The sequence below is a fragment of the Marinobacter daqiaonensis genome, assembly GCF_900115285.1.
GTDB classification, from domain to species: Bacteria; Pseudomonadota; Gammaproteobacteria; order Pseudomonadales; family Oleiphilaceae; genus Marinobacter; species Marinobacter daqiaonensis.
This window is the reverse complement of record NZ_FOYW01000001.1, coordinates 579,847-602,930: the sequence shown is the minus strand read 5'-3', so window position 1 is coordinate 602,930 and position 23,084 is coordinate 579,847. Positions and strand designations below refer to the sequence as shown.

Below are 23,084 nucleotides of genomic sequence, written 5' to 3'. Positions count from 1 at the left end.
GCGCGGGTCGTGCCAGGCTACTCCGTGAAATTGTGACCATCGTCCCTGACGGGCGGCCACAATGGCAGGTTTGTGATAACATTCACGCCAAAGGATCGGTTCCCGCAAGCGCACTTTCCGGCGCTTGTCACGGGTCAGGCTGGATCGCTGTCCACCAAAATTATCAGAAAAGTCGGGGTCATTTGTGAGCATTACCGCCATTATCACCGGTACCGGACTGTATACACCTCCTGCCAGCATCTCCAACGAGGAGCTGGTGGACGCCTTCAATACCTATGTCGAGCGTTTTAACCAGCGCCACGAGGCCGAGATCGCCCGGGGGGAGCTGGAGCCTCTGCAGCCGTCCTCGGTTGAGTTCATCGAGAAGGCGTCCGGTATAAAGAGCCGTCACGTCATGGACAAGGAGGGCATTCTCGACCCTGACCGGATGTGCCCGAACCTGCCGGACCGCAGTAACGACGAGCCTTCCATCCAGTGCGAAATGTCGGTGGCCGCCTGCCGTGAAGCCCTTGAGCAGGCGGGTCGCAAGGCGGAGGATGTTGATGCGGTGATCGTTGCCTGCTCCAACCTCCAGCGTGCCTATCCGGCGATTGCCATCGAGGTCCAGGAGGCTCTGGGAATCGACGGTTTCGCCTATGACATGAACGTGGCCTGCAGTTCCGCCACTTTTGGCATCCAGGCCGCAGCGAATGCGATCGAGAACGGCACAGCACGCTCGGTTCTGGTGGTGAACCCGGAAATCTGTTCCGGCCATCTCAACTTCCGTGACCGTGACAGTCACTTCATTTTTGGCGATGCCTGTACCGCGGTGCTGGTGGAGCGCAGCGATGAGGTGGCACCGGATCAGGGATTCGAGATACTCGGAACCCGCCTGAAAACCAAGTTCTCGAACAACATCCGCAACAATTTCGGGTTCCTGAACCGGGGTGATGAGTCCGGTATCGGCAAACCGGACAAGCTGTTTGTCCAGCAGGGCCGCAAGGTGTTCAAGGAAGTGTCGCCCATGGTTGCGGACCTGATTTTGGCTCACCTGGAAAGCCTGTCCATGAGCGCTGATGACCTCAAGCGCATGTGGCTGCACCAGGCCAACCTCAACATGAACCAGCTGATTTCCAGGCGTGTCCTGGGTCGCGAAGCCACCCGCGAAGAAGCGCCGGTGATTCTCGACGAATACGCGAACACCAGCTCCGCCGGTTCCATCATTGCCTATCACCTGAACAAGGACGACTTCAGCAGTGGGGATCTCGGGGTCATCTGTTCGTTCGGGGCCGGCTATTCCATCGGCAGCGTTGTGGTCAAGAAACGCTGATCCGAAACGGACCAGACCACGAACCCCTTGTTTAAACAGAGCCAAACAGGAAAGCTCATGGATCGGACTTCAGGATTTGCGCTGGCGGTGCTCACCAGCCTTATTTTTATTTCAGGTTGTGCCACTTCTCCTGACAGTGAGGAAGCCTCAAACCAGGACACGGCGGTGGAGAGCGGCTCGACGGCCAGTTCCATCACCGATCCCTATGAGAACTGGAACCGGAAGGTATTTGCCTTCAACCAGGGCTTCGATGACTATGTCCTGCGTCCCGCTGCAGTGGGTTACCAGACGGTCGTTCCGGGCTTCGCGGACGTCGCCGTTACCAACTTCTTCGAGAACCTCGAGGAGGTGCGCAATTTCATCAACAGCGTGCTGCAGCTGAAGGGGGAGCACGCTGTGGTGGCAGCTGGACGCTTCACCTACAACACGGTCTTCGGCCTTGGTGGCCTGATCGACGTGGCCACGGCCTTTGATTTGCCGAAACGGCCTGAGGATTTCGGTCAGACCCTGGGCTACTGGGGCCTGGGCTCGGGACCTTATCTGATGTTGCCCTTCCTGGGTCCATCGACTCCACGGCACCTGACCGGTCGTGCCACGGATGGTCTTGTGTTCCCGTCGCCCTACGACTACGCCGAGAGTCCGGACCGCTATTACGCGCTAGTTCTCGAGGTGGTGGACAAGCGTGCGGACCTGATCTCGGCCGAGGGCATGCTGTCCGGCGACAGTTACGTGTTTGTCCGCAATGCCTACCTGCAACGCAGGGAGTTCCTGGTTAACGATGGTCGCACCGGCAAGGATCCGTTCCTTCAGCAGGGGAACGAAGACGTCATGCTGGATAATTTCTGACACAGGTCGCGCGCCGGCGTGGCGATGATGACAGTGGCGCGGCCCGGGCGTTATGATACGGGAGTGAATGCGGGCCTTCGACTGAAAAGGACGGGCCCGGAAACCCCGGCCGTCAGCTGACTGGATACCCATGTACTACGACTTCTTCGGATTTCGGGAGCCGCCTTTCTCGATCGCGCCGGACCCCCGCTATCTGTATCTCAGTGAACGCCACAAGGAAGCGCTGGCGCACTTGATGTATGGTGTCCAGGGGCAGGGCGGGTTCATTGTCATTACCGGTGAGGTTGGCACCGGCAAGACCACGGTCAGCCGGTGCTTTATTGAAAATGTTCCCGCTCACGTCGACATTGCCCTGATCCTCAATCCCCGGCTTTCCGCACGTGAACTGCTGGCGTCGGTGTGTGATGAATTCGGTGTCGCATATCCGGACAATGCCACCATCAAGCTCCTGGTTGACCGCATTAACCTGCACCTGATTGATGCCCATGCCCGCGGTCGCCACCAGGTACTGATGATTGATGAGGCCCAGAACCTGTCGGCCGAAGTGCTTGAGCAGCTTCGGTTGCTGACCAACCTGGAGACCTCCGAAAAGAAGCTGTTGCAGATCGTGCTGCTGGGTCAGCCCGAACTGAAGGAAATGCTTGAGCGCCCTGAGCTGAGACAGCTGAACCAGCGGGTCACCGCCCGGTATCACCTGGATGCTCTTGAGCGGGATGAGCTTCCCGCATATCTCCATTATCGCCTGGGTGTTGCCGGTGTGAAGGTGGATCTGTTCTCACCGGCCGCCATCCGGCTGCTCTTTCGCAAGAGCCAGGGTGTACCCCGGCTGATCAACCTGATCAGCGACCGGGCCCTGCTGGGTGCCTACAGCGAGAGCCTCCACCAGATCGAGGCACATCATGTCCGTGAGGCCGCCAGGGAAGTGGGAAGCCGGCCACGGTCCCAGTCGGAGTCGGGGATTTCACCGGCATTGCGTTATCTGACCCTGGCTTCGGCGGTCCTTGCGGTGGCCGTGGCGGCGTTCGCCTACACGGATTCCCGCAGGGACGCCGGTGCCGAGAGGGCCGAAGCCCAGCCTCCCGTGGAAGCCACGGCGGATCCCGCGGACGATCAGGGAAACGTTCCGCAGGTGGACGGTCCGGAGCATGCGGGACCAGAAGCGCCAACTGCCGACATCGGGGCCGGGAGTCCGATCGTGGAGAGCGCAGCCGCCGCCGGTACTGTTGAGCGGGCCGAAATCCGTGAGGTCGAGAGCCAGGTACCGGACCTGGAGGATTTCGACCTTGCTGAGCACGGGATGAATACAGCCGAGGCTTATGAGGAACTTTTCCAGGTCTGGGGCCATGCCTGGGATCGTACGGACTATCCCCTTGCCTGCGAGTACGCGGACGCGGCAGGCCTGGGCTGCCTGCACAAGCAGGGCAGTCGCCGTAGCATGGAAGAAATCAACCGGCCCGCGGTCCTCGAATTGCGTGGCCCGGATGGAGGAGCGGCCTATGTGACCCTGGTCGGACTGGATGGTGATGAGGCCACCCTGAAAACCCCAGAGGGCGCGGTAAAGGTCTCGTTCAGTGAACTTCAGAATTACTGGTTCGGCAACTACTCCGTATTGTGGCAAGTGCCACCCTATATGGCGTGGGATGGTGATCCCGGTGAGTTGTCACGGCAGTACCAGAAGGGGGTCTGGCTCAGCGCGCGGATGATGCAGCTGGTCGGGTTGCACGCCAGTGACGATCGGGAAATCGAGCGGATAAGTCGCCTTGTTCGGGACGAACAGGTGCGTTGGTATCAAAAGGTCAAGCGCCTTGAGCAGGACGGTGTGATTGGTGCCATGACACTGATACAGATGAGCAATGACCTGGATGCCGGCGTTCCCCGCCTCGTTCCGGGATCCCATTCGGTGGTATCGCCCATCGGTCCTGCCCAGACCCTTCAGCCCCGCTCCGGATAGCGCAACGATGTCCTATATCCTCGAAGCATTGAAAAAGTCTGAATCGGAGCGCAATCAGGGCCGGGTTCCCGATCTGGGTCAGCAGATGCGTATGATTCACCGGAACCGCAAGCGCGGTATTCCCGCTGCCGCCTGGCTGGCTCTGGCTCTGCTGGTGAATGCGTTTGTTATGGCGGCTCTGTTCTGGCCTGGTTACGGCTTCTGGTCAGCGGACCCCGATGGAGCGGGCGAGGTCCCGGTAACCGTGGAACCGGCCAGGGCCGTGTCGCCTTCGACACCGGTGGCGGCAGACGAACCCGCAAAGGCTGACGATGCTGAAGATCCGGCCGGGCCGACAGACATGACAGCCGCCAGTGGTGACCGCGGAGTTGAAGGCGTTTCCGCTGAAGTCGTGCGCAGCGAGGCACCCACGGTTATTGTGCCCACGGTCCGGGGCGCACCCTACCAGGCAGATGGCGCCACGACCGACGAAGCGTGGGAAGGAAGGGTGCCTCATCTTGTGGAGCTGCCCATGGCATTCCAGCGACAGGTGCCGGACCTGGTGTTCAACAGCCACGTCTATTCCGATGACCCATGGGCTCGCAGCGTCATGATCAATAACCGGTTACTGCGTATGGGGGAGTCCTTCGGCCCGTTGCGGGTGGAACTCATCACCGAACAGGGAGTGGAGCTCAGCATGGACGGCCAGCGCTTCCGCGTGGGTGTCGTTCGTGACTGGAGCAGCCCCCGGTAATGGCACTTACAGACGAGGTCAAATCCCAGATCCAGCAGGGGTATCGTGACGTTCTCGCCGGCAAGGGCATCCGGGCCCGCTACGGCCAGCGCCTGATGATTGCCGAGATCGCCCGGTACATGGGCGACATCACGGAGAATGACGGTCAGCGTACTTCGGCGCCCGCAACCTGCGTTGTGGAGGCGGGGACCGGTACGGGCAAAACCCTGGGATACCTGATTGCCGCCATCCCGGTGGCCCGGGCCTTGGGCAAGACCCTGGTCATCTCCACCGCCACGGTAGCGCTCCAGGACCAGATTATCCGCAAGGACCTCCCCGACCTGAAAAAGCACACCAGCCTGGAGTTCACCTGGACCCTGGCGAAGGGACGCGGCCGTTACCTGTGCATGTCGCGACTGGAAAGCCGGCTTCACGACGAGGGTAATGGCGACAGTGACACCATGCCCCTGTTTCTGCTGGATGAGAAGAGGGAGCAGGAGCCGGGTACCCGTGAATTCTTCGAGGAAATGCTGGGTCAGTACGGGTCCCGCACCTGGGATGGCGACCGGGACCACTGGCCCACCACCATCCCCGACGACATCTGGCGACAGGTCACCACCGATCACCGGCAATGCACCAACCGGCATTGCAGCTATTTCGATAACTGTGCGTTCTTTGATGCCCGCAAGGGGCTGGAAACCGCCGATGTAGTCGTGGCCAATCATGATCTGGTACTGGCGGACCTGGCCCTGGGTGGCGGGGCGATCCTGCCGGAGCCGGAAAATGCCCTTTATGTGTTCGACGAGGCTCACCACCTGCCGGACAAGGCGCTCAATCACTTTGCCGCGTCGGTTCCCCTGAACAGTACCCGCCAGTGGCTAAAGCAACTGTCCCAGGCCCTGGGCAAGATTCAGCCCTGGCTGGCGCCCACCACGATGGCGGGCAAGACGGTGGATAAGGTCAGTGAGGCATCACGGGCGCTGGACCACTGCCTGGCCAGGGTCCACGAGCTGGCTCTGACCAGTGTGGAGTGGGAGTTCACCGATGAGCGGCGTCCTGCCCAGTGGCGCTATCCGGAGGGGGAGCTGCCGGAACCGATGCTGGCTCTGGCGGAAGAAACCCGGGCCGCGACCGCCGCGCTGGTGCGTCACCTGGGCACCATCAGTGATGAACTGCAGAAGGCTTTTGACGAGCGCAAGGACCACGAACTTGACCGGGAAACCGCCGAGGCCTGGTTTCCGGTGATGGGCAGTTTTCACGCCCGCGCCGAAGACCAGAGCCGGTTGTGGGCCGCCTGGTGCGACAACGCGCCCCCGCCCAGGGAGGGAGAGCGCCCGAAGAATCCACCGCCGGCCCGCTGGGCGGTACGTCAGCGCTGGGAGCACGCCGAGGACATAACGCTGTACAGCAGTCCGGTGCTGGCGGATAACCTGCTGTATTCCCGGCTCTGGTCCCGCGCCTTTGGTGCCGTACTCACCAGCGCCACCCTGACTGCCCTGGGCCGGTTTGACCGCCTGCGCTCCCGGGCAGGGCTGCCGGAAGAAAGCCGGTACCTGGTGGTGCCCAGCTCCTTTCGCTATGGCGAGATGGCCACGGTGGAAGTTCCGCCAATGGATGCGCTGCCGACGGATACCGAGGCTTTCACCGCGTCCCTGGTCAAGCGGCTTCCCGAACTCTGGGCAGCGGAAAAGGCCACTCTGGTGCTGTTCACCGCCCGGCGTCAGATGATAGCGGTACGGGACAGGCTGGCGCCGGACCATCCGGGGCTGATCACCACCCAGGACGACATGTCCAAGGGTGAGGTCCTGCGTCACCACTGCGAGCGGGTGGATGCCGGCAAGCCCTCAGTGCTGTTCGGTGTTGCCAGCTTTGCCGAAGGCATCGACCTGCCTGGCCGCTACCTGGACCATGTGATCATCACCCGCCTGCCTTTCTCCGTGCCGGACGATCCCATTGAGGCCAGTCTGGCGGAATGGGTGACCAGCCGCGGGGGCAATCCCTTCATGGAGATCACCGTTCCCGACGCCTCGATAAAACTGGTGCAGGCGGTAGGCCGTCTGTTGCGAACGGAATCTGATACCGGCCGGGTGTCGATTCTGGACCGTCGGATCGTCAGCCGGCGTTACGGCCAGCTGTTGCTTGATGCCCTGCCGCCGTTCAGGCGGGTAATCGGCTAGTGTCCTGTCGGAAGAAATTCTCATCCCGCTTATTCCGCCTGCTTGTAAAGGCGGGAATTGAACTACACTACAAGGGCATACTCTCTAGATTGAAAAAGAATGAAAACAACTACTTTTATGCGTATTCTGTCAACGGAATAGGCATAACCGGGGCGCCAGTACCCCGTGCGCTTAGGGAGCGAAAGAAGCAATGAAACTACAGCAGCTGCGTTACATCTGGGAAGTCGCCCACCACGATCTCAATGTTTCCGCCACCGCCCAGAGCCTTTTCACCTCGCAGCCCGGCATCTCCAAACAGATCCGGCTGCTGGAGGATGAACTGGGTATCGAGGTATTCGCCCGCAGCGGCAAACACCTGACCCGGATCACCCCCGGTGGCGAAACGATCATCCGGGAAGCGGGCGAAATCCTGCGACGGGTGGAGGGCATCAAGAAAATCGCCCAGGAATTCAGCAACCAGCGCAAGGGCGACCTGAGTATTGCCACCACCCATACCCAGGCGCGCTACGCCCTGCCACCGGTGATCCAGGGTTTCATCGAGGCATACCCCGATGTGTCCCTGCACATGCACCAGGGTACGCCCATGCAGATCTCGGAAATGGCGGCCAATGGCGCCGTGGACTTCGCCATCGCCACCGAGGCCATGGAGCTGTTCAACGACCTGATCATGATGCCCTGCTACCGCTGGAACCGGTGCGTCATCGTGCCAAGGGGCCATCCTCTGACTCAATTGTCGGAACTGACCCTGCCTGAGCTCGCCAGGCACCCGCTGGTCACTTACGTGTTCGGCTTCACCGGTCGCTCGAAACTGGACGAGGCTTTCCAGGCGGAGGGCCTGGAGCCGAAGGTGGTCTTTACCGCGGCGGATGCGGATGTGATCAAGACGTATGTCCGGCTTGGACTGGGAGTCGGTATCATTGCCTCCATGGCCTACAACCCGGAGGTGGATTCAGATCTCGTTACCCTGGACGCCAGCAAGCTGTTCCGGCCCAGTGTGACCCGCCTCGGTTTCCGCAAGGGAACCTTCCTGAGGGGCTATATGTACGATTTCATCGAGAGATTTGCTCCGCACCTGACCCGGGAGACCGTCAATGAGGCGGTGGCCCATCAGGGCAGCCGGCACGAAATCGAAGAGCTTTTCCGTAACGTGGAATTGCCGGTCTACTGACTCCGGCAGACGGTAACCCGGGTTTGAAGCAGGGCGCCATTGGCGCCCTGACCGGTTTCAGGCCTGGCTGGCGATCAGGTTGCCGGCGTGGAGGCCGCATTCCTTCCTGGTTGCTTCCTCCCACCACCAGCGGCCCTCGCGCTCGTGCTGGCCGGGCAATACCGGGCGGGTGCAGGGTTCGCATCCGATGCTGACAAAGCCCCGTTCGTGCAGGGTGTTGTAGGGGGCCTCGGTCATGCGGATGTAGTCCCACACGTCCTTCGAGCTCCAGTTGGCCAACGGGTTGAACTTCACCAGGGGGCCGTGTCGTCCGCCGAAGGCTTCATCAAGCTGAACCACCGGCACCTCATTGCGTGTGCCCGGGCTCTGGTCCCGGCGCTGGCCGGTGATCCAGGCATCGAGGGTGGAGAGCTTGCGGCGAAGCGGCTCCACCTTGCGGATTCCGCAACATTCCCCGTGGCCGTCCTGGTAGAAACTGAACATGCCTTTTTCGGTGACCAGCGCCTCGATGGCACCGGCATCCGGAAACTGGAACTCAATGTCGATGTTGTAGTGCTCTCTGACACGCTCGAAGAAGCGATAGGTTTCCGGATGCAGACGACCGGTGTCCAGGGAGAACACCCTGAGCCGGTCGGTAAGCTTATGGGCCAGTTCGATGAGGGCAACGTCTTCCGCGCCGCTGAAGGAAATGGCGATTTCGTCGTAGCGAGCCAGGGCGGCCTTGAGAATGGCTCTCGGGCTCTGGTCGGAAAGTTCCTGCTGAAGCTTCTCGATATCGGTCATTGAGTCGCGGTTTTCCTGGAAAATGAATCGCCAATTTATCACCAGATCCCAGGACCATGAAGTAATCTGCAATCATAAGGTTATAGCGGGTCCGCAATGCGAGGGCATCGGGGCGATGCATTTGTCGGCGTATTTTTCTATCATAGCGGCCTCTTTACATACATACCCGGCCCCGGGCCGATGACAGGAGATCAATGTGGAACTTGCGTGCCTTGACCTTGAGGGAGTGCTGATCCCGGAAATCTGGATCGCGTTTGCGGAAAAAACCGGTATTGAGGAGCTCAAGGCCACCACCCGCGACATCCCCGACTACGATGTGCTGATGAAACAGCGCCTGCGACTGCTGGACGAGCATGGCTATGGTCTGCCTGCGATCCAGGAAGTCATTGGTGAGCTTGATCCGCTGCCAGGCGCTGCGGAGTTCCTTGACTGGCTGCGGGAGCGATTCCAGGTGGTCATCCTGTCGGATACCTTCTATGAGTTCGCGATGCCGCTGATGAAGAAACTTGGCTATCCGACTCTGCTGTGCCACAAGCTGGAGGTGGATGAAAACGGCCGGATCACTAACTACCTGTTGCGTCAGCGTGATCCCAAGCGGCAGTCTGTGCGGGCTTTCCAGCTGCTGAATTACCGGGTCATCGCGGCGGGCGATTCCTACAACGACACCACCATGCTGACCCAGGCGGAGGAGGGGATCCTGTTCCATGCCCCCAGGAACGTCATCGAGGAATTCCCCCAGTTCCCGGCGGTGCAGGACTTCGAGGCACTGAAGGAAACCTTTCTCAGGCTCAGCAACCGCTTCTGAGAAGTGGCGGCGGTCTACTGGCGACCCAGGTTCTCCAGGGTCGCCAGCAACCGCTGGATCTTGGTGATGGACTCCTGGTATTCGGATTCAGGATCCGAGTCCGCCACGATTCCGCACCCGGCCCAGGCACGAATTTCCCCGCCGGGTCCGGCCTGCAGGCTGCGAATGGCGATATTGCTGTCCAGCCGGTCGTCGGCGCTCCACCAGAACAGGCTTCCGCAATAGGGTCCCCGCCCGTGGGGCTCCAGCTCGTCAATGATTTCCATGGCGCGCCGCTTCGGCGCCCCGGTGATGGAGCCACCGGGGAAGGCCGATATCAGGGCTTCGAAGGGGGTTAGGCCCGGACGCAGCTGGCCGGTCACGGTGCTGACCAGCTGATGGACATTGCGGAAGCTCTCCAGCTCGAACAGTTGCGGTACCCTGACTGAAAACGGGGTGCAGAAGCGGGACAGGTCGTTGCGGATCAGATCCACGATCATCAGGTTCTCGGCACGGTCCTTGGGGTCGCTCTGAAGCTCCAGGGCGAGCGCCCTGTCGCTGTCGGAGTCGAGGGACCGTGGCCGGGTGCCCTTGATGGGCTTGCTGGTGACCTGGCCCTGTTCGATTTCCAGGAACATTTCCGGAGAGATACTCAGCAGTTGCCAGTCGCCGGTATCCAGGTAGCCGCCATGGGGCACAGGCACAGCCGCCATCAGTGAACGCCAGGCAAGCCAGGGAGAGCCCTGGAAGCGGGCGGTGAATTGCTGGGAGAGATTGGCCTGGTAGCAGTCGCCCGCCTGAATGTAGTCGAGAATGCGGGCAACACCCTCACGATAGGCCCGGGGTGCCTGTGTCGGCTGGAACCGTCCCGTAATGCGAAAGCTTTCTGGGGCTTCGCGGGATACTCGGGCGCTATCGGTCAGTTTTGCCAGGATGCGGTCCCGCAGACTTCGGGGACAGTCCTGGTGAAAGTCCAGGCTGGCATCGTCATGACCGTTGCCAGTTGCCGGAATTGTCAGTGTCCACAGGTAAAGACCGGCCCAGCCCAGATGCTCTGTGGGATGATGCCGGCTCCGAAAGCCCGGAACCGTTTGCTGACCCGCTTCGTAGAGAATACTGCCGCCGATGCCGGCGCCCCGGGTCTCGGGTCCCAGGTTGCCATGGGCTTCGAGAATGTCCGCCACCGTGTCCCGAAACCGCTCGGCCTGGTTCGGTAGCCACCACTGTCGTACGGGCAGGGCGCTGACCGTGCGATATCCGCCCCGGTGGGTATCCAGGCACGCGAATCCCGGTTCCGTGGAGAGGGAATCCAGCAGTGAATCAATCTGGGAACGGGGCACGGTCTGACTCGTTAACATCCGAAAACCTGGTTTGCTGTGGCGGGAAAAACAGCGGCCCATGATACCCTATAACCGCATCAATCATGTAATGGCCCGACGGGCCCGGGAAGTCCCTTTGCACCCGATAAAACACAAGGCCAGGCAGCACTGGCGACGGTGGCTCAACCGTCGCATTGCCCGCACCGACAGTCGGCGGCTGGACCGGAAGACCATATTCATTCTGCCCACAGGCGCAGGCGCCGTGTTTGCGCTGTTACTGCTGGTGATGCTGATTACCGGCATCAATTACCAGAACAGTCTGATCTACCTGCTGACGTTTTTGCTGGGGGCCCTGTTCGTGGCGGCCATGCACCAGACCCACAATAATCTCAGCGGCCTCGAGCTGGCATTCCTGAAGCCCGGTGACGGTTTCGCCGGCGATCCGATTCCTTTCCGTGTGCGGCTTCAGGCGGATCATGAGGCTCCAGCCATTGTCCTGTTCTCGGGCCAGACGCCCGGACTCACGCTTTCAGTACCCCGTGAGGAATTAACGGACGGCACCCTGCTGGTGACAAGTCGCGAGCGGGGCTACCTGTTGCCGGAGCGGGTCCGTGTCGAGACCCGGTTTCCGTTCGGTCTGCTCAAGGCCTGGTCGTGGCTTCGGCCCGCGACCCCGGCGGTCGTGTTCCCGCGGCCCCTGACCCCCCCGCATCCCGCCGAGGGCGTCAGCGCCGCAGACGCCTCCGAGGGCACTCGGCCAGGACAGGGCCAGGACCAGGTGGAACTGCGACCCTGGCGGGAAGGTGATATAAGTGCCCGGGTTGACTGGAAGCGGTTTTCCCGCAATGGCGACATGGTGGTTGCCGACTGGCAGGGAGAGCAGGGCAGTCCGCGCTGGCTGGATTACGACGGTTTTCCTGGAATCGACCAGGAACTCCGGCTCAGCTATCTGACGGCGCTGGTGCTGGAACGTGATCGGGCCGGCGACATCTTCGGCCTGCGGCTGCCGGGGGCGGTGATCGCGCCGGATCAGGGAGCAGGCCATCGCCAACAATGTCTCAGGGCCCTGGGTACCTGGGGAAGGACTCCGCCGGATGAGGAGCCCCCACATGGCTGCTAGACAGTCGCTGCTGCCCTCCGCCGCCCTCCTGTGGCTGCTGATCGGTTTCCTGGTGCTGCTGGTGCCCCAGTGGGACCGCCTGCCGCTGTGGTTGCTGGCGGCCTGCGTGCTGCTGGCGACCTGGCGCTGGCTGGTTCAGCAGGGCAGGCTTCGTTTGCCGGGGCGCTGGCTCAGAATGGCAGTGATGGGCACCCTGATCGCCATCTACATCGCCACGGTACGGGCCCATTTCACGGTTGATACCGCGTCTTCGTTTTTTGTTCTGGCGGTGGGCCTGAAGTGGCTGGAAACCCGCACCAGCAGGGACTTTTTCGTGCTGTTTTTTATCCTGGTTTACCTGGCCGCGGTGAACTTCCTGTTCCGGCAGGGTATCGTCTGGGCCCTGCTCACCCTGTCCGGTGTCGTGCTCCTGCTCATGGCGCTGCAGTCGCTTCATACGCCGGCGATCGTCCGGAGCCCGCTGGGGGGCTCAAACGGTTGGGCTGGATGATGGCAAAGACACTGCCGGTGGTCATCGCGCTGTTCATTTTCTTCCCCCGCATGGCTCCCCTGTGGAGTGTGCCCCTGGTTTCCGGGGAGGCCCGTACCGGTATTTCCGACACCATGACCCCGGGGGATATCTCCAGTCTGGCCCAGAGCAGCGAGCGGGCCTTCCGGGTGAGCTTCGGCGGCAATCTGCCTGAGCATCGGGACCGTTACTGGCGGGGTCTGATCCTGGACCGGTTCGACGGTACCACCTGGACCCAGTGGCAGGAGGAATTACCGACCCGCCCGGGTCGGGTGAACCGGGACCCCGGCAGCGGCGGCCTCGCGGTCAATGAGTACGATGTGTTGATGGAAGCGTCCGGTCAGCCCTGGGTCTACGCCCTGGATGACTCCCGGCCGGTTTCCGCCAACGTGGAGGAAGTGGCCGGTGGCCTGTTCCGCCTGCGGCGTCCGGCGGATACCGATGTTGGCTACCGACTGGCGCTGGACCCGGATTCAGGGCGGCGCGCGGAAGAGCCCCTGGCCCCGGATATGCGGCGACGTTACCTGCAGCTTCCCGATCGCGGTAACCCCCGGGCGAGAGAGCTGGTCGCCAGCCTCAGCCGGGAATACCAGAGTGACGGGAGGGTTGCCCTGGCCATCATGAACCGGTTCCGGGAGCAGCCTTACTATTACACCCTGCGTCCTCCGGCAATGCCGGATGATCCGGTGGATGCGCTGCTGTTCGACGCCCGCCGGGGTTTCTGCGCCCATTATGCCAGTGCCACCGCCTTCCTGTTGAGGTCCGCCGGGATTCCCGCGAGGGTGGTGGTGGGGTACCAGGGTGGCTCCGCCGGCGCCGACAATGCTTACCTGATTGTGCGACAGTTCGATGCTCATGCCTGGGTGGAGGCCTGGATTAAAGGGCAGGGGTGGGTCCGCCTCGACCCCACGGCGATGATCGCACCGGAACGGATTGAGTCCGGGCTGAGGGATGCGATGGCGGAAGAGGGATCGTTCCTGGAGAATGAGTGGGCCTCGCCAGAGCGGTATGGCGATCTGGCGATGCTGCAATGGGCCAGCCTTCAGCTGGATCGTGTCAATTACAACTGGCAGCGCTGGGTGGTGGGCTATCAGGGACAGTCCCAACTGGATCTGATGGGTCGTTTGCCCGGCAACCTGGGTTTCAGGGAACTGGGTTATCTTACCGCCGGTATGGTGGGGTTCGCGCTGCTTGTCGCGGGTGTGATCGCCACTTTGAAGCATCGGGGGCAGCGCGGCCATGACCCGGTGGCCCGATTGATGGACAGATGGGCGCGGCTGCTGCGACGGGTCGGGGTGGAAGTACCCGCCGGCGCAACTCCCGATCATCTGGCGGAGCTAACCTCCCGTCACGCCCCGGGAGCCACCAGGTTGGTCCGGGGCTTTGCCCGTGACCTGAACAATTATTACTATGGCCCCGAGGCCGCACACCGGCCAAAGGGGCGAAGCCGTGATGCAGGCCGGCGGCAGACCATGAAACGACGACTCAATGGTGTCAAGCGGGAACTGCGGCGACAGGGGCGAACCCTCAGCCCGGCAGCGGTTTCCGGCCGTCTTCAGTCCACCAGCCCTTCCGGGCACGATCAAGGGTGACAATGTTGAACAGCATGCTCTGGCTTGAGCCGGTACTGGTACGATTCGCAGAAGCCCTGACACAGGAGCGGCTGCCCCACGCCACCCTGGTAACCGGTGAGCGGGGCGTCGGCAAGCGGGCGCTGGCCGATGCGATGGCGGCGTTGCTCGTCTGTGAGCAGCGCAACGCCGGGGACACCCGGCCCTGCGGCACGTGTCGGCAGTGTCAGCTGATCGAGGGTCAGTCCCATCCCGATATCCGGGTATACCAGCCGGAGAAGTCCCGGATGGTCCGCATAGATCAGGTCAGGGCCCTGTCCCAGTTCGCGGTGGCGTCACCCCAGGTAGCCCGCTACAAGGTGGCCATCCTGGATCGCGCTGACCAGCTCAACATCAACGCAGCGAATGCACTTCTGAAGACCCTGGAGGAACCCGCGGCGGATGTGGTGCTGATCCTGCTTCAGGAAACCGGACGGCCCGTACTGCCCACGATCCGCTCCCGCTGCCGGGTGACCACGGTTGCAACCCCGACCGTCGGGCAGGCGATGCCCTGGCTCTCCGCGGAGCTGGCGGCTGCGGAGACCGTGGCGTCAGAAGATCGCCAGGCCCTGGCCCTGAATCTTGCCGGCGGCGCCCCTCGACTGGCACTGGATTACCTGACCGGGGAATTCCTGGATCAGCGGGAGTCAGCCCTCGAGGCTTTTCGCCAGTTCATGAAGGGCGCCACCACGGTGGCGGCGGCGTCCCGTGCTTTCCGTGAACTGGGCCACGAGGCGACCCTGAACCTGATGGAAAACTGGGCCAGCGATCTGGCGCGGGTAATGGCCGGGGGCGAGGCCCGGGATCCGGGGATCGCCGAGGTGGTTCGTTATCTCGGGTCGGCAAATCCGCCATGGCGTGCTCACCAACTTGTGGACGCAATCCGTGATTCGCGTCGGGCAATGGTGAATAATGTGAACCCTGAGCTTGAGACCGACCGGCTGCTGATCCAGTGGCAGCAGCTGATGCCCGGCAGGAAGCGCGCAGGCTGATCGAGACGTCTGCTAGAATCTGGCGACAGCAAGAAAAATACGGTACGGATAATCAAGGTGTCGCCCGGCTGGCGCCACCACAGAGAACGTTAGTTGGAGGGTGACCATGGGTCCCGGTTTTGGTGCGCGTAGCGGTATTCTGACCCTGACCATCAAGGATAAGGCGGTTCTGTATGCGGCATATATGCCCTACATCCGTCAGGGTGGCTTGTTCATTCCCACCCAGAAACAATACCAGCTGGGGGACGAAGTGTTTCTGCTGCTCAACCTGATGGACGAGCCGGAAAAAATACCCGTGGCGGGCAAGGTGGTATGGATTACCCCCCCGGGGCGCCCAGGGTAACCGGGCCGCAGGCATCGGCGTCCAGTTCAATGGCGAGGACGAGACCGCCCGGACCAAAATTGAAGCCTATCTCGCCGGTTCGCTGAATTCCGATCGTCCCACCCACACCATGTAACCACCGGGGTGCGTCGCCACCTTGTCTCTGAAGGAGGAATTCCACCGGTTATGAACCAGTCTTTTCTGCCGACCGGGCTCTCTGGTCCTGACGCCGATTGCCGGGACATTCAATGGCCCCTCAAGAGCCTGACGCTGGCGGGTCTGCACTGGCCCTGCTCAAGGCCTGAGGGCAAAACCACACCGGTCCTGATGCTCCACGGCTGGCTGGACAACTGTCTGAGTTTCTACCGCCTTGCGCCCCGGCTCCGGGATACCGGCGATCTCTGGGCAATCGATCATGCCGGTCATGGCCTGTCCGGTCACCGGCCACCCGGGCACAGCTATCTGCTCGCGGACTATGTTTCGGATCTTGCGGAACTGCTGGAAACCCATTTCCCTGAACATGAGTCGGTGGACCTGGTGGGTCACTCCCTGGGAGGAATTGTCGCTCTCATGTTTGCTGGAGCATTTCCTGAGAAGGTGCGGCGCCTGGTAATGATCGACAGCCTGGGCCCGCTTTCCAAGGCCCCGGAAGAAGCCGTTGGCCAATTGCGTCGGGGCATTCACAAACGCCTTACCGGCTCGGGACAGAGTGCCGGCTACGCCAGTGTGGACGAGGCCGCGAGGCTGCGGGGCCGGGGCCGGAATCCGCTGTCCCCCGAGGTTGCGAAAGTGATGCTGTCGCGGAATCTTGAGCAGGGTTCCGGCGGCCTGCGGTGGAGGACCGATCCGAGGCTTCGCCATCCATCCGTGATGATGTTCACCGAAGAACAGGTCATGGCGTTTGTGGAGTCGGTTACCGCCAGGACTCTGCTTATCCGAGCCGAGCACGGTCTGCTGGCGAATTTTGACCGCTGGCAGGACCGTTACAATGCGCTGCCGGATGTCCGGTCACTGGACATTGATGGCGGCCATCACTGCCACCTGGACGGGGATATATCACCTGTGGCCAGTGGTATCCGATCTTTCCTGGCAGAGGCCTGAACCGATGTTACGACGCGATGGAATTCGTTTTGCCGCCCTGCTTTGCGGCGGATTCGTCCGCACAGTCGCAACACTCTCGATTCTGATGATGTCGTTGTCCGCCGCGGCGCAGGTAATACCCGCCTTCCCCCAGGCGACACTGGAGAGTCGGGTCGAGATCCGTTCTGACCTGCATAGGGTCATGCTGAGCCCGATACGGGAAGTGCGGAACGAAATCCGCTCCGAGTCTGTTATTCGTGTGCCCGTGGAAGGCACGGGCCAGCTTCTTCAGCTCGATTCGGATGTCAGTCGCGAGGATGCCCGCCGCTGGTACCGTAACCGGCTGAGTGAAGCCGATGCCACCATCCTGTTCGAGTGTTCGGGCCGGGACTGTGGCCGCAGCAATGTGTGGGCGAACCAGATATTCAGCCAGTCGACACTTTACGGACGTGATGCCGACCAGGATTATCTGGCGGCCTCGTTGGTGGATAGCAGCGGCCAGCGCTGGCTGGTCCTGGTGTATACCGTTACCCGTGGCAACCAGCGCAAATACGCCTGGATCGAGCAATTGGCGCTTCAGGACGGTGCTGTCGTGCCGGGAGTTGCCGCGGCCGGCAACCGTATTCAGGGGCCAGTAGTGGTGCCCTGGTCAGGCAGCGTTTCAGTCCGGTTCGAGTGGGACGCCGACCTGCGGCGGCGCATCAGCAACCTTGCCGAGGTGCCGGGCAGCCGGGTTGTCGTCGCCGGTTTTTCAGAACTGGGGCCCGGCGAGACCCTGGAGCAGGCGGTCGAGAATGCGGAAAACGCGGCCAACACCATGGGTGCGCTGCTGGACCGCTCCGGTATTTCCAGCTCCCGGCAGATTATCCGCGCCATCGGTCCCATGGTTCAGAGCCGGGTGGTGGGTCAGCCCGCCAATCGGGTGGAGATCCTGGTGGTCGCGCCGCCGCAGGGGGGGCAGGAGTAATGGGTGGAACTCCACAGCCTCCGAAGAAGCCGGCGAAAAGGCCTGCGGTGACCTCCGACAAGCCTGCTGGCGCACCCGCGGAATCCTCCCGTTCCGCCAGTGGCGGACAGTCCCGTAAAAAAACCGTTGCACTGGCACTGGGTTCGGGGGGTGCCAGAGGTTATGCCCACATCGGTGCCCTCGAGGTTCTGCAGGAGCGGGGTTACAACATTGTCGCCATTTCCGGCTGTTCCATGGGAGCGCTGATCGGCGGCGTCTACGCTGCCGGCAAGATGCAGGACTACAAGGACTGGGTTACGGGTCTTGGTCAGTTCGACGTATTGAAACTGCTTGATATCACCCTCAATTCGGTTGGTGCAATCCGGGGTGACAAGGTGTTCTCCGTAGTCCGGGAGATGCTCGGCGACATTCGCATCGAGGACCTGCCCATTGCCTACACCGCAGTGGCAACGGACCTGCTGGGCCATAAGGAAATCTGGTTCCAGGAAGGCCCTCTTGAGCAGGCCATCCGCGCCTCCATCGCCATCCCCGGCCTGGTAACGCCGGTGGTGATGAACGGCCGGGTGCTGGTTGACGGGGCGCTGCTCAATCCCTTGCCGATCGTGCCCACGATATCGGCCCACGCCGACCTCGTGTTTGCCGTGAACCTGGCCGGGGAGGACGATAGCCGTCCCCGTATTCCCGATGCGGCCTTCGGAACACCACCGGATGAGGGCGGCGAGCCTGACGAGTGGATCGACAGGATTCGGGACAAGGCCTCACGCTGGCTGGACTGGGACGCCCTCAAATCCTTCGGCGGTCGCCGGGAGCAGGGCGAAGATGATGAGATAACGCCGGAAGAGCGCCTGGAGCGGGAAGCAGCTGCCCGCCAGACCGAACATCGGAAACCCGAGTCGTCTTCAGAAAGACAAGGCCCTGGGGAGGCCAGCACCATAAACTGGGAAAAACTCGGCATCGGCAAGTTCGACATCATGAACCTGACCATCGAAACCATGCAGAGCGCACTGGTGCAGTACAAACTGGCAGGTTATCCCCCGGACCTTCTGGTCAATGTGCCCAAGAACGCCTGCCGTACCTACGATTACCACAAGGCGCCGGAAATGATACAGATTGGCCGTGACCGCATGCAGGTCGCGCTGGACCGGTTCGAGTCGGATCGCAGTAGCTCCGGTCCACTGTCCACCTGAACCATATTGCCATCGGCAGGGCTGCCTGTTGCACGGCAATCTGCGTATAATCCCCTGATAACATTCACCGTCCGCCGGGCCTCCCGGGCCGGGCAGGACCGGCAATAAGGAATCCTGGCAAGTGACCCGTCCCATCGACGACCTGATAACCGTGCGTGACTATCTGCGTTTTGCGGCCTCCCGTTTCAGCGAGGCAGGGCTGTACTACGGTCATGGGACCGACAATGCCTGGGACGAGGCCGTTCTGCTGGTGATGCGCAGTGTATTCCTGCCCCTGGAAAACAATACCCTGTTCCTGGACGCCCGGCTGACCCGTGAGGAACGCCAGCGAATACTGGAGCGGGTCGATCGCCGTATCAATGAGCGGGTTCCGGTAGCATACCTTCTCAACGAGGCCTGGTTCATGGGAATGCCGTTCAAGGTGGACGAGCGGGTGCTGGTGCCGCGGTCACCCATGGCGGAGCTGATCCAGAAACAGCTGCAGCCCTGGCTCGGGGATCATCCTGCGGAGCGCGTGCTCGACCTGTGCACCGGCAGCGGCTGCATCGGAATCGCCGCGGCCACCGTCTTCCCCGAGGCGGAAGTGGATCTGTCGGATATCTCCCCCCACGCGCTTGCCGTGGCTGAGTCCAACATCGACTTCCACGACCTGCGTGAACGTGTGCGTACCCTGGAGTCCGATGTATTTGCGGGAATCAGTGACAGTTATGATGTCATCCTCAGCAACCCGCCATACGTGGATGCGGAGGATCTGGCGGCCATGCCGGAGGAGTTTCACCGGGAGCCACGCCTGGGACTGGAAGCCGGGGACGACGGCCTGGATATCGCCCACCGCATCCTTGCCGGCGCCGCCCGCCATCTGACCCCCGGTGGCTTGCTGGTGGTTGAGGTGGGTAACAGCTGGGAGACCCTCGACGAGGCCTATCCGGAGCTGCCGTTCACCTGGCTGGAGTTCGAGAACGGCGGTGAGGGCGTTTTCCTGCTGACCCGAGAGGACCTGGTTTCCGCCTTTCCTCAGCGCTGAACCAACATTAAAAATCAAACACAAGATACTGAATCATGTCGGGAAATACTTTTGGAAAGCTGTTTACTGTAACTTCCTTCGGAGAAAGCCACGGTCCTGCACTGGGTTGCATCATTGATGGTTGTCCTCCGGGCCTGGAGCTGAGTGAGGCAGACCTGCAGAAGGATCTGGACCGACGCAAGCCAGGTACATCCCGGCACACCACCCAGCGGAGGGAGGCGGACGAGGTGCGCATCCTCTCCGGGGTTTTCGAAGGCAAAACCACGGGCACGCCGATCGGCCTGGTCATTGAGAACACCGACCAGCGCTCCAAGGACTACTCCAAGATCTCGCAACAGTTCCGCCCGGCTCATGCCGACTACACCTACCAGCATAAATACGGCGTTCGTGATTATCGCGGCGGTGGTCGGTCCTCCGCCCGGGAAACCGCCATGCGGGTGGCTGCGGGATCGGTGGCCAGAAAATACCTGGAGCAGCGTCTGGGCATTCGCGTTCGCGGTTACCTGTCGCAACTGGGGCCTATAAGGGCCGAGAAACTGGACTGGAGCCAGGTGGACCAGAATCCGTTCTTCTGCCCGGACGCCGACAAGGTGCCTGAGATGGAAGCCTACATGGACGCCCTCCGCAAGGAGGGAAACTCCATCGGTGCCCGCATCAACGTGGTGGCCGAAGGGGTTCCCCCAGGGTTGGGCGAGCCGATTTTCGACCGGCTCGACGCGGACCTGGCCCACGCCCTGATGAGCATCAACGCCGTCAAAGGGGTGGAGATCGGGGCGGGGTTTGACGCCATCACCCAGAAAGGCACCGAACACCGGGACGAAATGACCCCGGAGGGCTTCCTGTCGAATCATGCAGGGGGCGTGCTGGGGGGCATTTCCTCGGGCCAGCCGATTGTGGCGAGCATTGCCCTGAAGCCCACCTCCAGCCTTCGTCTGCCGGGCCGGAGCATCGACGTGGACGGCAACCCTGTCGAAGTGATCACCACGGGCCGCCACGACCCCTGTGTGGGCATCCGCGCAACACCGATCGCTGAGGCGATGATGGCCATCGTGCTGATGGATCATTACCTGCGCCATCGGGGCCAGAACGGAGATGTGGCGGTTTCCACGCCGGATATCGGGCAGGTGTAACCATTTACTGGCGACTCTCCAACCTCTACTTTTGGTTTTTCGCGCTCCTGGGGGCATTGCTGCCCTACTGGTCGCTGTACCTGGTGGAGCGCGGGTTCAGCTACCTGCAGATTGCCACGCTGATGGCGACCATCCAGCTGACCAAGATCATCGCTCCCAGCGTCTGGGGCTGGTTGGGCGACCGCAGTGGCTTGCGGGTTCGCCTGGTGCGCTTCGGCGCCGTGGCCGGATCCATCTGCTTCGCCGGCGTGTTCCTGGAACCCGGCTTTTACGGCCTGCTCCTGGTGATGCTGACATTCACCTTCTTCTGGAATGCGATTCTTCCTCTCTATGAAGTGATCACCCTTCGGGTTCTGGGCTCAAAGAAAGAAAAATATGGCCGGGTCCGGATGTGGGGCTCGGTGGGCTTTATCGGTGGCGTGGCCATCATCGGCGGTGTGCTGGAACTGGTACCGATCCTGCTGCTGCCCTGGCTGCTGCTGCCAGTGTTCGCCGGTATCGCGGTTTCCGCGTTCCTGGTCCCCTCCGAAAGGGGCGAGCGCAAGGAGCCGGCGCCCAAGGGTAGCCTGAAGGCCATCATCAGCCATCCGGCGGTGATCGCCTTCTTCTTCATGAACTTCCTGCTCCAGGTCTCCCACGGCGCCTACTACACCTTCTTCAGTATCCACCTGGAGCAGCACGGCTATGGCAAGTTACCTATCGGACTGCTGTGGTCCCTGGGGGTCGTGGCGGAAATCGGACTGTTCCTCGTGATGCACCACCTGACCCGGTACTTCTCCGTGCGACAGATCGCGATCGGCGCGCTCACGCTGACCATGTTGCGCTGGGTCCTGATTGCCGAAGTAACTGACGTGGTACCGGTGCTGATCTTCGCCCAACTGCTTCACGCGGCTTCCTATGGGGCGCTGCATGTCATCTCGGTGCAGTACGTCCAGGGTTTCTTTGGCGAGCACCATCATGGCCAGGGCCAGGCACTGTACAGCGGTCTCACATTCGGCGCCGGCGGCGCGGTCGGCGCATGGCTGTCGGGGTTCCTGGTGGACGGTTTCGATACCTCGGCTGCCTTCTGGGGCGGCGCCGCGGCCATGGTATTCGCCATCTTCATCACCTGGCGATGGCTGCGGCCACCCCCGGAGGAGAACGCTACCTGATTTCCCCGGCGATGCCCAGCAACGCCCGGGCCTGGGGACTCAGAGTCCGGCCCCGCAAGCCAATAGCCCCCAGGTACCGGCTGACCCGATGGGACAAAGGCAGCACCCTGAGCGTGTCATCCACCATACTCACCGGCAACACACTCCAGCCCAGACCAACGCCGGTCATCACCTTCAGGGTCTCCAGGTAATTGGTGGGCATGGGCAGGTTCAGGGGCAGATCCGCGTCCAGAAACAGACGGCTGATGGACCGGTAGGTGGCCGTTCCCGCCTCTGGCAACAGCGCGTCGTACCCCGACAGCGCCCTCAGATCCGGGCTCTCCATGGAAGCAAGTGGATGATCCGGTGATACCACGAAGGCCATCTCGTCCCGCCACCGTGCGTGCACCTCGAAAGACTGATCCATGCTCTCGCTGAGGGTCACGAATGCCAGCTCCGCCGTCCGCTTGCGCATCTGATCGTATGCCCCTTCGGAGTCCATGAACTGCAACGTCAGCGAAACCTCCGGGTATCCCTGGCTCAGCCGCTGCAGCCAGCCGGGCAGGTGGTGCAGCCCGATGTGGTGGCTGGCAATCAGCGACAGCTGCCCGGACACTACGCCGTCCCGATCCTGCAGGGAGAGACGGGCATTGTGGACCTCATCCAGAATCCGGCGGGCATGGGGCAACAGCCGGGCGCCGGCGTCTGTCAGGCGGATCTGGCGATGGCTGCGTTCCAGCAGGGGAGTGCCCAGCTGATTTTCCAGGGCAGCCAGTCGCTTACTGATGGCAGGTTGGGTCAGGTGAAGCGTCTCGGCCGCTTCCGAGAATGAGCCCTGGTCAATGATGGTAACGAAAGCTTTTAGAGCGTTGGAATCCATTTTCGAGACAGTCCATCCGAGGCCGGCAAACAGTACGGAGGCCAGGGTGTGGGAAAAAAATACCGCATCCCGGTCCCGGCATCAC

20 protein-coding genes and 1 pseudogene are annotated in these 23,084 nt (G+C 61.9%); 18 read left to right on the top strand and 3 right to left on the bottom strand.

What is annotated here, in order from left to right:
- Positions 1 to 190 precede the first annotated feature (190 nt).
- The 6 genes from BM346_RS02780 (at position 191) to cysB (ending at position 8,163) form a co-directional block, all read left to right on the top strand.
- A complete protein-coding gene (locus BM346_RS02780) occupies positions 191 to 1,309 on the top strand; it encodes a beta-ketoacyl-ACP synthase III (protein WP_092013233.1) in 1,119 nt (372 codons plus the stop codon).
- A 57-nt stretch (positions 1,310 to 1,366) separates the two neighbouring features.
- Positions 1,367 to 2,155 carry an MlaA family lipoprotein gene (locus BM346_RS02775; protein ID WP_092008765.1) on the top strand — a complete coding sequence of 263 codons (789 nt, stop codon included), beginning with the start codon at positions 1,367 to 1,369 and terminating at the stop codon, positions 2,153 to 2,155.
- A 130-nt stretch (positions 2,156 to 2,285) separates the two neighbouring features.
- Positions 2,286 to 4,106 (top strand): ExeA family protein, encoded by a 1,821-nt coding sequence (locus BM346_RS02770; protein WP_092008764.1) that lies wholly within the window; start codon positions 2,286 to 2,288, stop codon positions 4,104 to 4,106.
- Positions 4,107 to 4,113: 7 nt separating this feature from the next.
- The gene (locus tag BM346_RS02765) at positions 4,114 to 4,839 is read left to right on the top strand and encodes a general secretion pathway protein GspB (protein ID WP_092008763.1); all 726 of its coding nucleotides are present in this window, start codon (positions 4,114 to 4,116) and stop codon (positions 4,837 to 4,839) included.
- Entirely contained in the window at positions 4,839 to 6,995 is a 2,157-nt protein-coding gene (gene dinG, locus BM346_RS02760; RefSeq protein WP_092008762.1) for an ATP-dependent DNA helicase DinG, read from the top strand. The genes BM346_RS02765 and dinG overlap by 1 nt, the downstream gene beginning before the upstream one ends.
- 190 nt (positions 6,996 to 7,185) lie before the next feature.
- On the top strand, positions 7,186 to 8,163 hold the full coding sequence (gene cysB, locus BM346_RS02755) for an HTH-type transcriptional regulator CysB (RefSeq protein ID WP_092008761.1): 978 nt from the start codon (positions 7,186 to 7,188) through the stop codon (positions 8,161 to 8,163).
- Positions 8,164 to 8,220: 57 nt separating this feature from the next.
- Here the strand turns inward: cysB and BM346_RS02750 are convergent, their stop codons facing one another.
- Complete coding sequence (locus BM346_RS02750) at positions 8,221 to 8,946, bottom strand: phosphoadenylyl-sulfate reductase (protein WP_092008760.1); 726 nt, start codon at positions 8,944 to 8,946, stop codon at positions 8,221 to 8,223.
- 196 nt (positions 8,947 to 9,142) lie between these two features.
- Here BM346_RS02750 and thrH point away from each other — a divergent pair, with 196 nt between their 5' ends.
- Entirely contained in the window at positions 9,143 to 9,751 is a 609-nt protein-coding gene (thrH, locus tag BM346_RS02745; protein ID WP_092008759.1) for a bifunctional phosphoserine phosphatase/homoserine phosphotransferase ThrH, read from the top strand.
- A 14-nt stretch (positions 9,752 to 9,765) separates the two neighbouring features.
- Here thrH and BM346_RS02740 read toward each other — a convergent pair whose 3' ends face one another.
- Positions 9,766 to 11,070 (bottom strand): anthranilate synthase component I family protein, encoded by a 1,305-nt coding sequence (locus BM346_RS02740; protein WP_227662944.1) that lies wholly within the window; start codon positions 11,068 to 11,070, stop codon positions 9,766 to 9,768.
- A 58-nt stretch (positions 11,071 to 11,128) separates the two neighbouring features.
- Here BM346_RS02740 and BM346_RS02735 point away from each other — a divergent pair, with 58 nt between their 5' ends.
- From BM346_RS02735 to BM346_RS02690, 11 genes and pseudogenes are all read left to right on the top strand, one after another.
- The gene (locus tag BM346_RS02735) at positions 11,129 to 12,169 is read left to right on the top strand and encodes a DUF58 domain-containing protein (protein ID WP_227662945.1); all 1,041 of its coding nucleotides are present in this window, start codon (positions 11,129 to 11,131) and stop codon (positions 12,167 to 12,169) included.
- The gene (locus tag BM346_RS18330) at positions 12,159 to 12,659 is read left to right on the top strand and encodes a DUF3488 domain-containing protein (RefSeq protein ID WP_265013565.1); all 501 of its coding nucleotides are present in this window, start codon (positions 12,159 to 12,161) and stop codon (positions 12,657 to 12,659) included. Before BM346_RS02735 ends, BM346_RS18330 begins: the two co-directional genes overlap by 11 nt.
- A complete protein-coding gene (locus BM346_RS18185; RefSeq protein ID WP_265013566.1) occupies positions 12,659 to 14,269 on the top strand; it encodes a transglutaminase family protein in 1,611 nt (536 codons plus the stop codon). The genes BM346_RS18330 and BM346_RS18185 overlap by 1 nt, the downstream gene beginning before the upstream one ends.
- 2 nt (positions 14,270 to 14,271) lie before the next feature.
- A complete protein-coding gene (gene holB, locus BM346_RS02725) occupies positions 14,272 to 15,279 on the top strand; it encodes a DNA polymerase III subunit delta' (RefSeq protein WP_092008757.1) in 1,008 nt (335 codons plus the stop codon).
- Positions 15,280 to 15,385: 106 nt separating this feature from the next.
- Positions 15,386 to 15,737: pseudogene (locus BM346_RS02720) on the top strand (PilZ domain-containing protein).
- A gap of 50 nt (positions 15,738 to 15,787) precedes the next feature.
- The gene (locus BM346_RS02715; protein WP_092008756.1) at positions 15,788 to 16,702 is read left to right on the top strand and encodes an alpha/beta fold hydrolase; all 915 of its coding nucleotides are present in this window, start codon (positions 15,788 to 15,790) and stop codon (positions 16,700 to 16,702) included.
- A 4-nt stretch (positions 16,703 to 16,706) separates the two neighbouring features.
- On the top strand, positions 16,707 to 17,648 hold the full coding sequence (locus BM346_RS02710; protein ID WP_092008755.1) for a DUF4892 domain-containing protein: 942 nt from the start codon (positions 16,707 to 16,709) through the stop codon (positions 17,646 to 17,648).
- On the top strand, positions 17,648 to 18,835 hold the full coding sequence (locus BM346_RS02705) for a patatin-like phospholipase family protein (protein ID WP_092008754.1): 1,188 nt from the start codon (positions 17,648 to 17,650) through the stop codon (positions 18,833 to 18,835). The genes BM346_RS02710 and BM346_RS02705 overlap by 1 nt, the downstream gene beginning before the upstream one ends.
- A gap of 121 nt (positions 18,836 to 18,956) precedes the next feature.
- Positions 18,957 to 19,859, top strand: a complete 903-nt coding sequence (gene prmB / locus BM346_RS02700) for a 50S ribosomal protein L3 N(5)-glutamine methyltransferase (RefSeq protein WP_092008753.1) — start codon at positions 18,957 to 18,959, stop codon at positions 19,857 to 19,859.
- A gap of 35 nt (positions 19,860 to 19,894) precedes the next feature.
- Positions 19,895 to 20,989: a chorismate synthase gene (gene aroC, locus BM346_RS02695; RefSeq protein WP_092008752.1), complete on the top strand. Its 1,095-nt coding sequence runs from the start codon at positions 19,895 to 19,897 to the stop codon at positions 20,987 to 20,989.
- 2 nt (positions 20,990 to 20,991) lie between these two features.
- Positions 20,992 to 22,140 (top strand): MFS transporter, encoded by a 1,149-nt coding sequence (locus BM346_RS02690; protein ID WP_092008751.1) that lies wholly within the window; start codon positions 20,992 to 20,994, stop codon positions 22,138 to 22,140.
- Here the strand turns inward: BM346_RS02690 and BM346_RS02685 are convergent.
- Positions 22,133 to 22,999 (bottom strand): LysR family transcriptional regulator, encoded by an 867-nt coding sequence (locus tag BM346_RS02685; protein ID WP_092008750.1) that lies wholly within the window; start codon positions 22,997 to 22,999, stop codon positions 22,133 to 22,135. The two genes, BM346_RS02690 and BM346_RS02685, sit on opposite strands and share 8 nt — an antisense overlap.
- Positions 23,000 to 23,084: the final 85 nt, after the last annotated feature.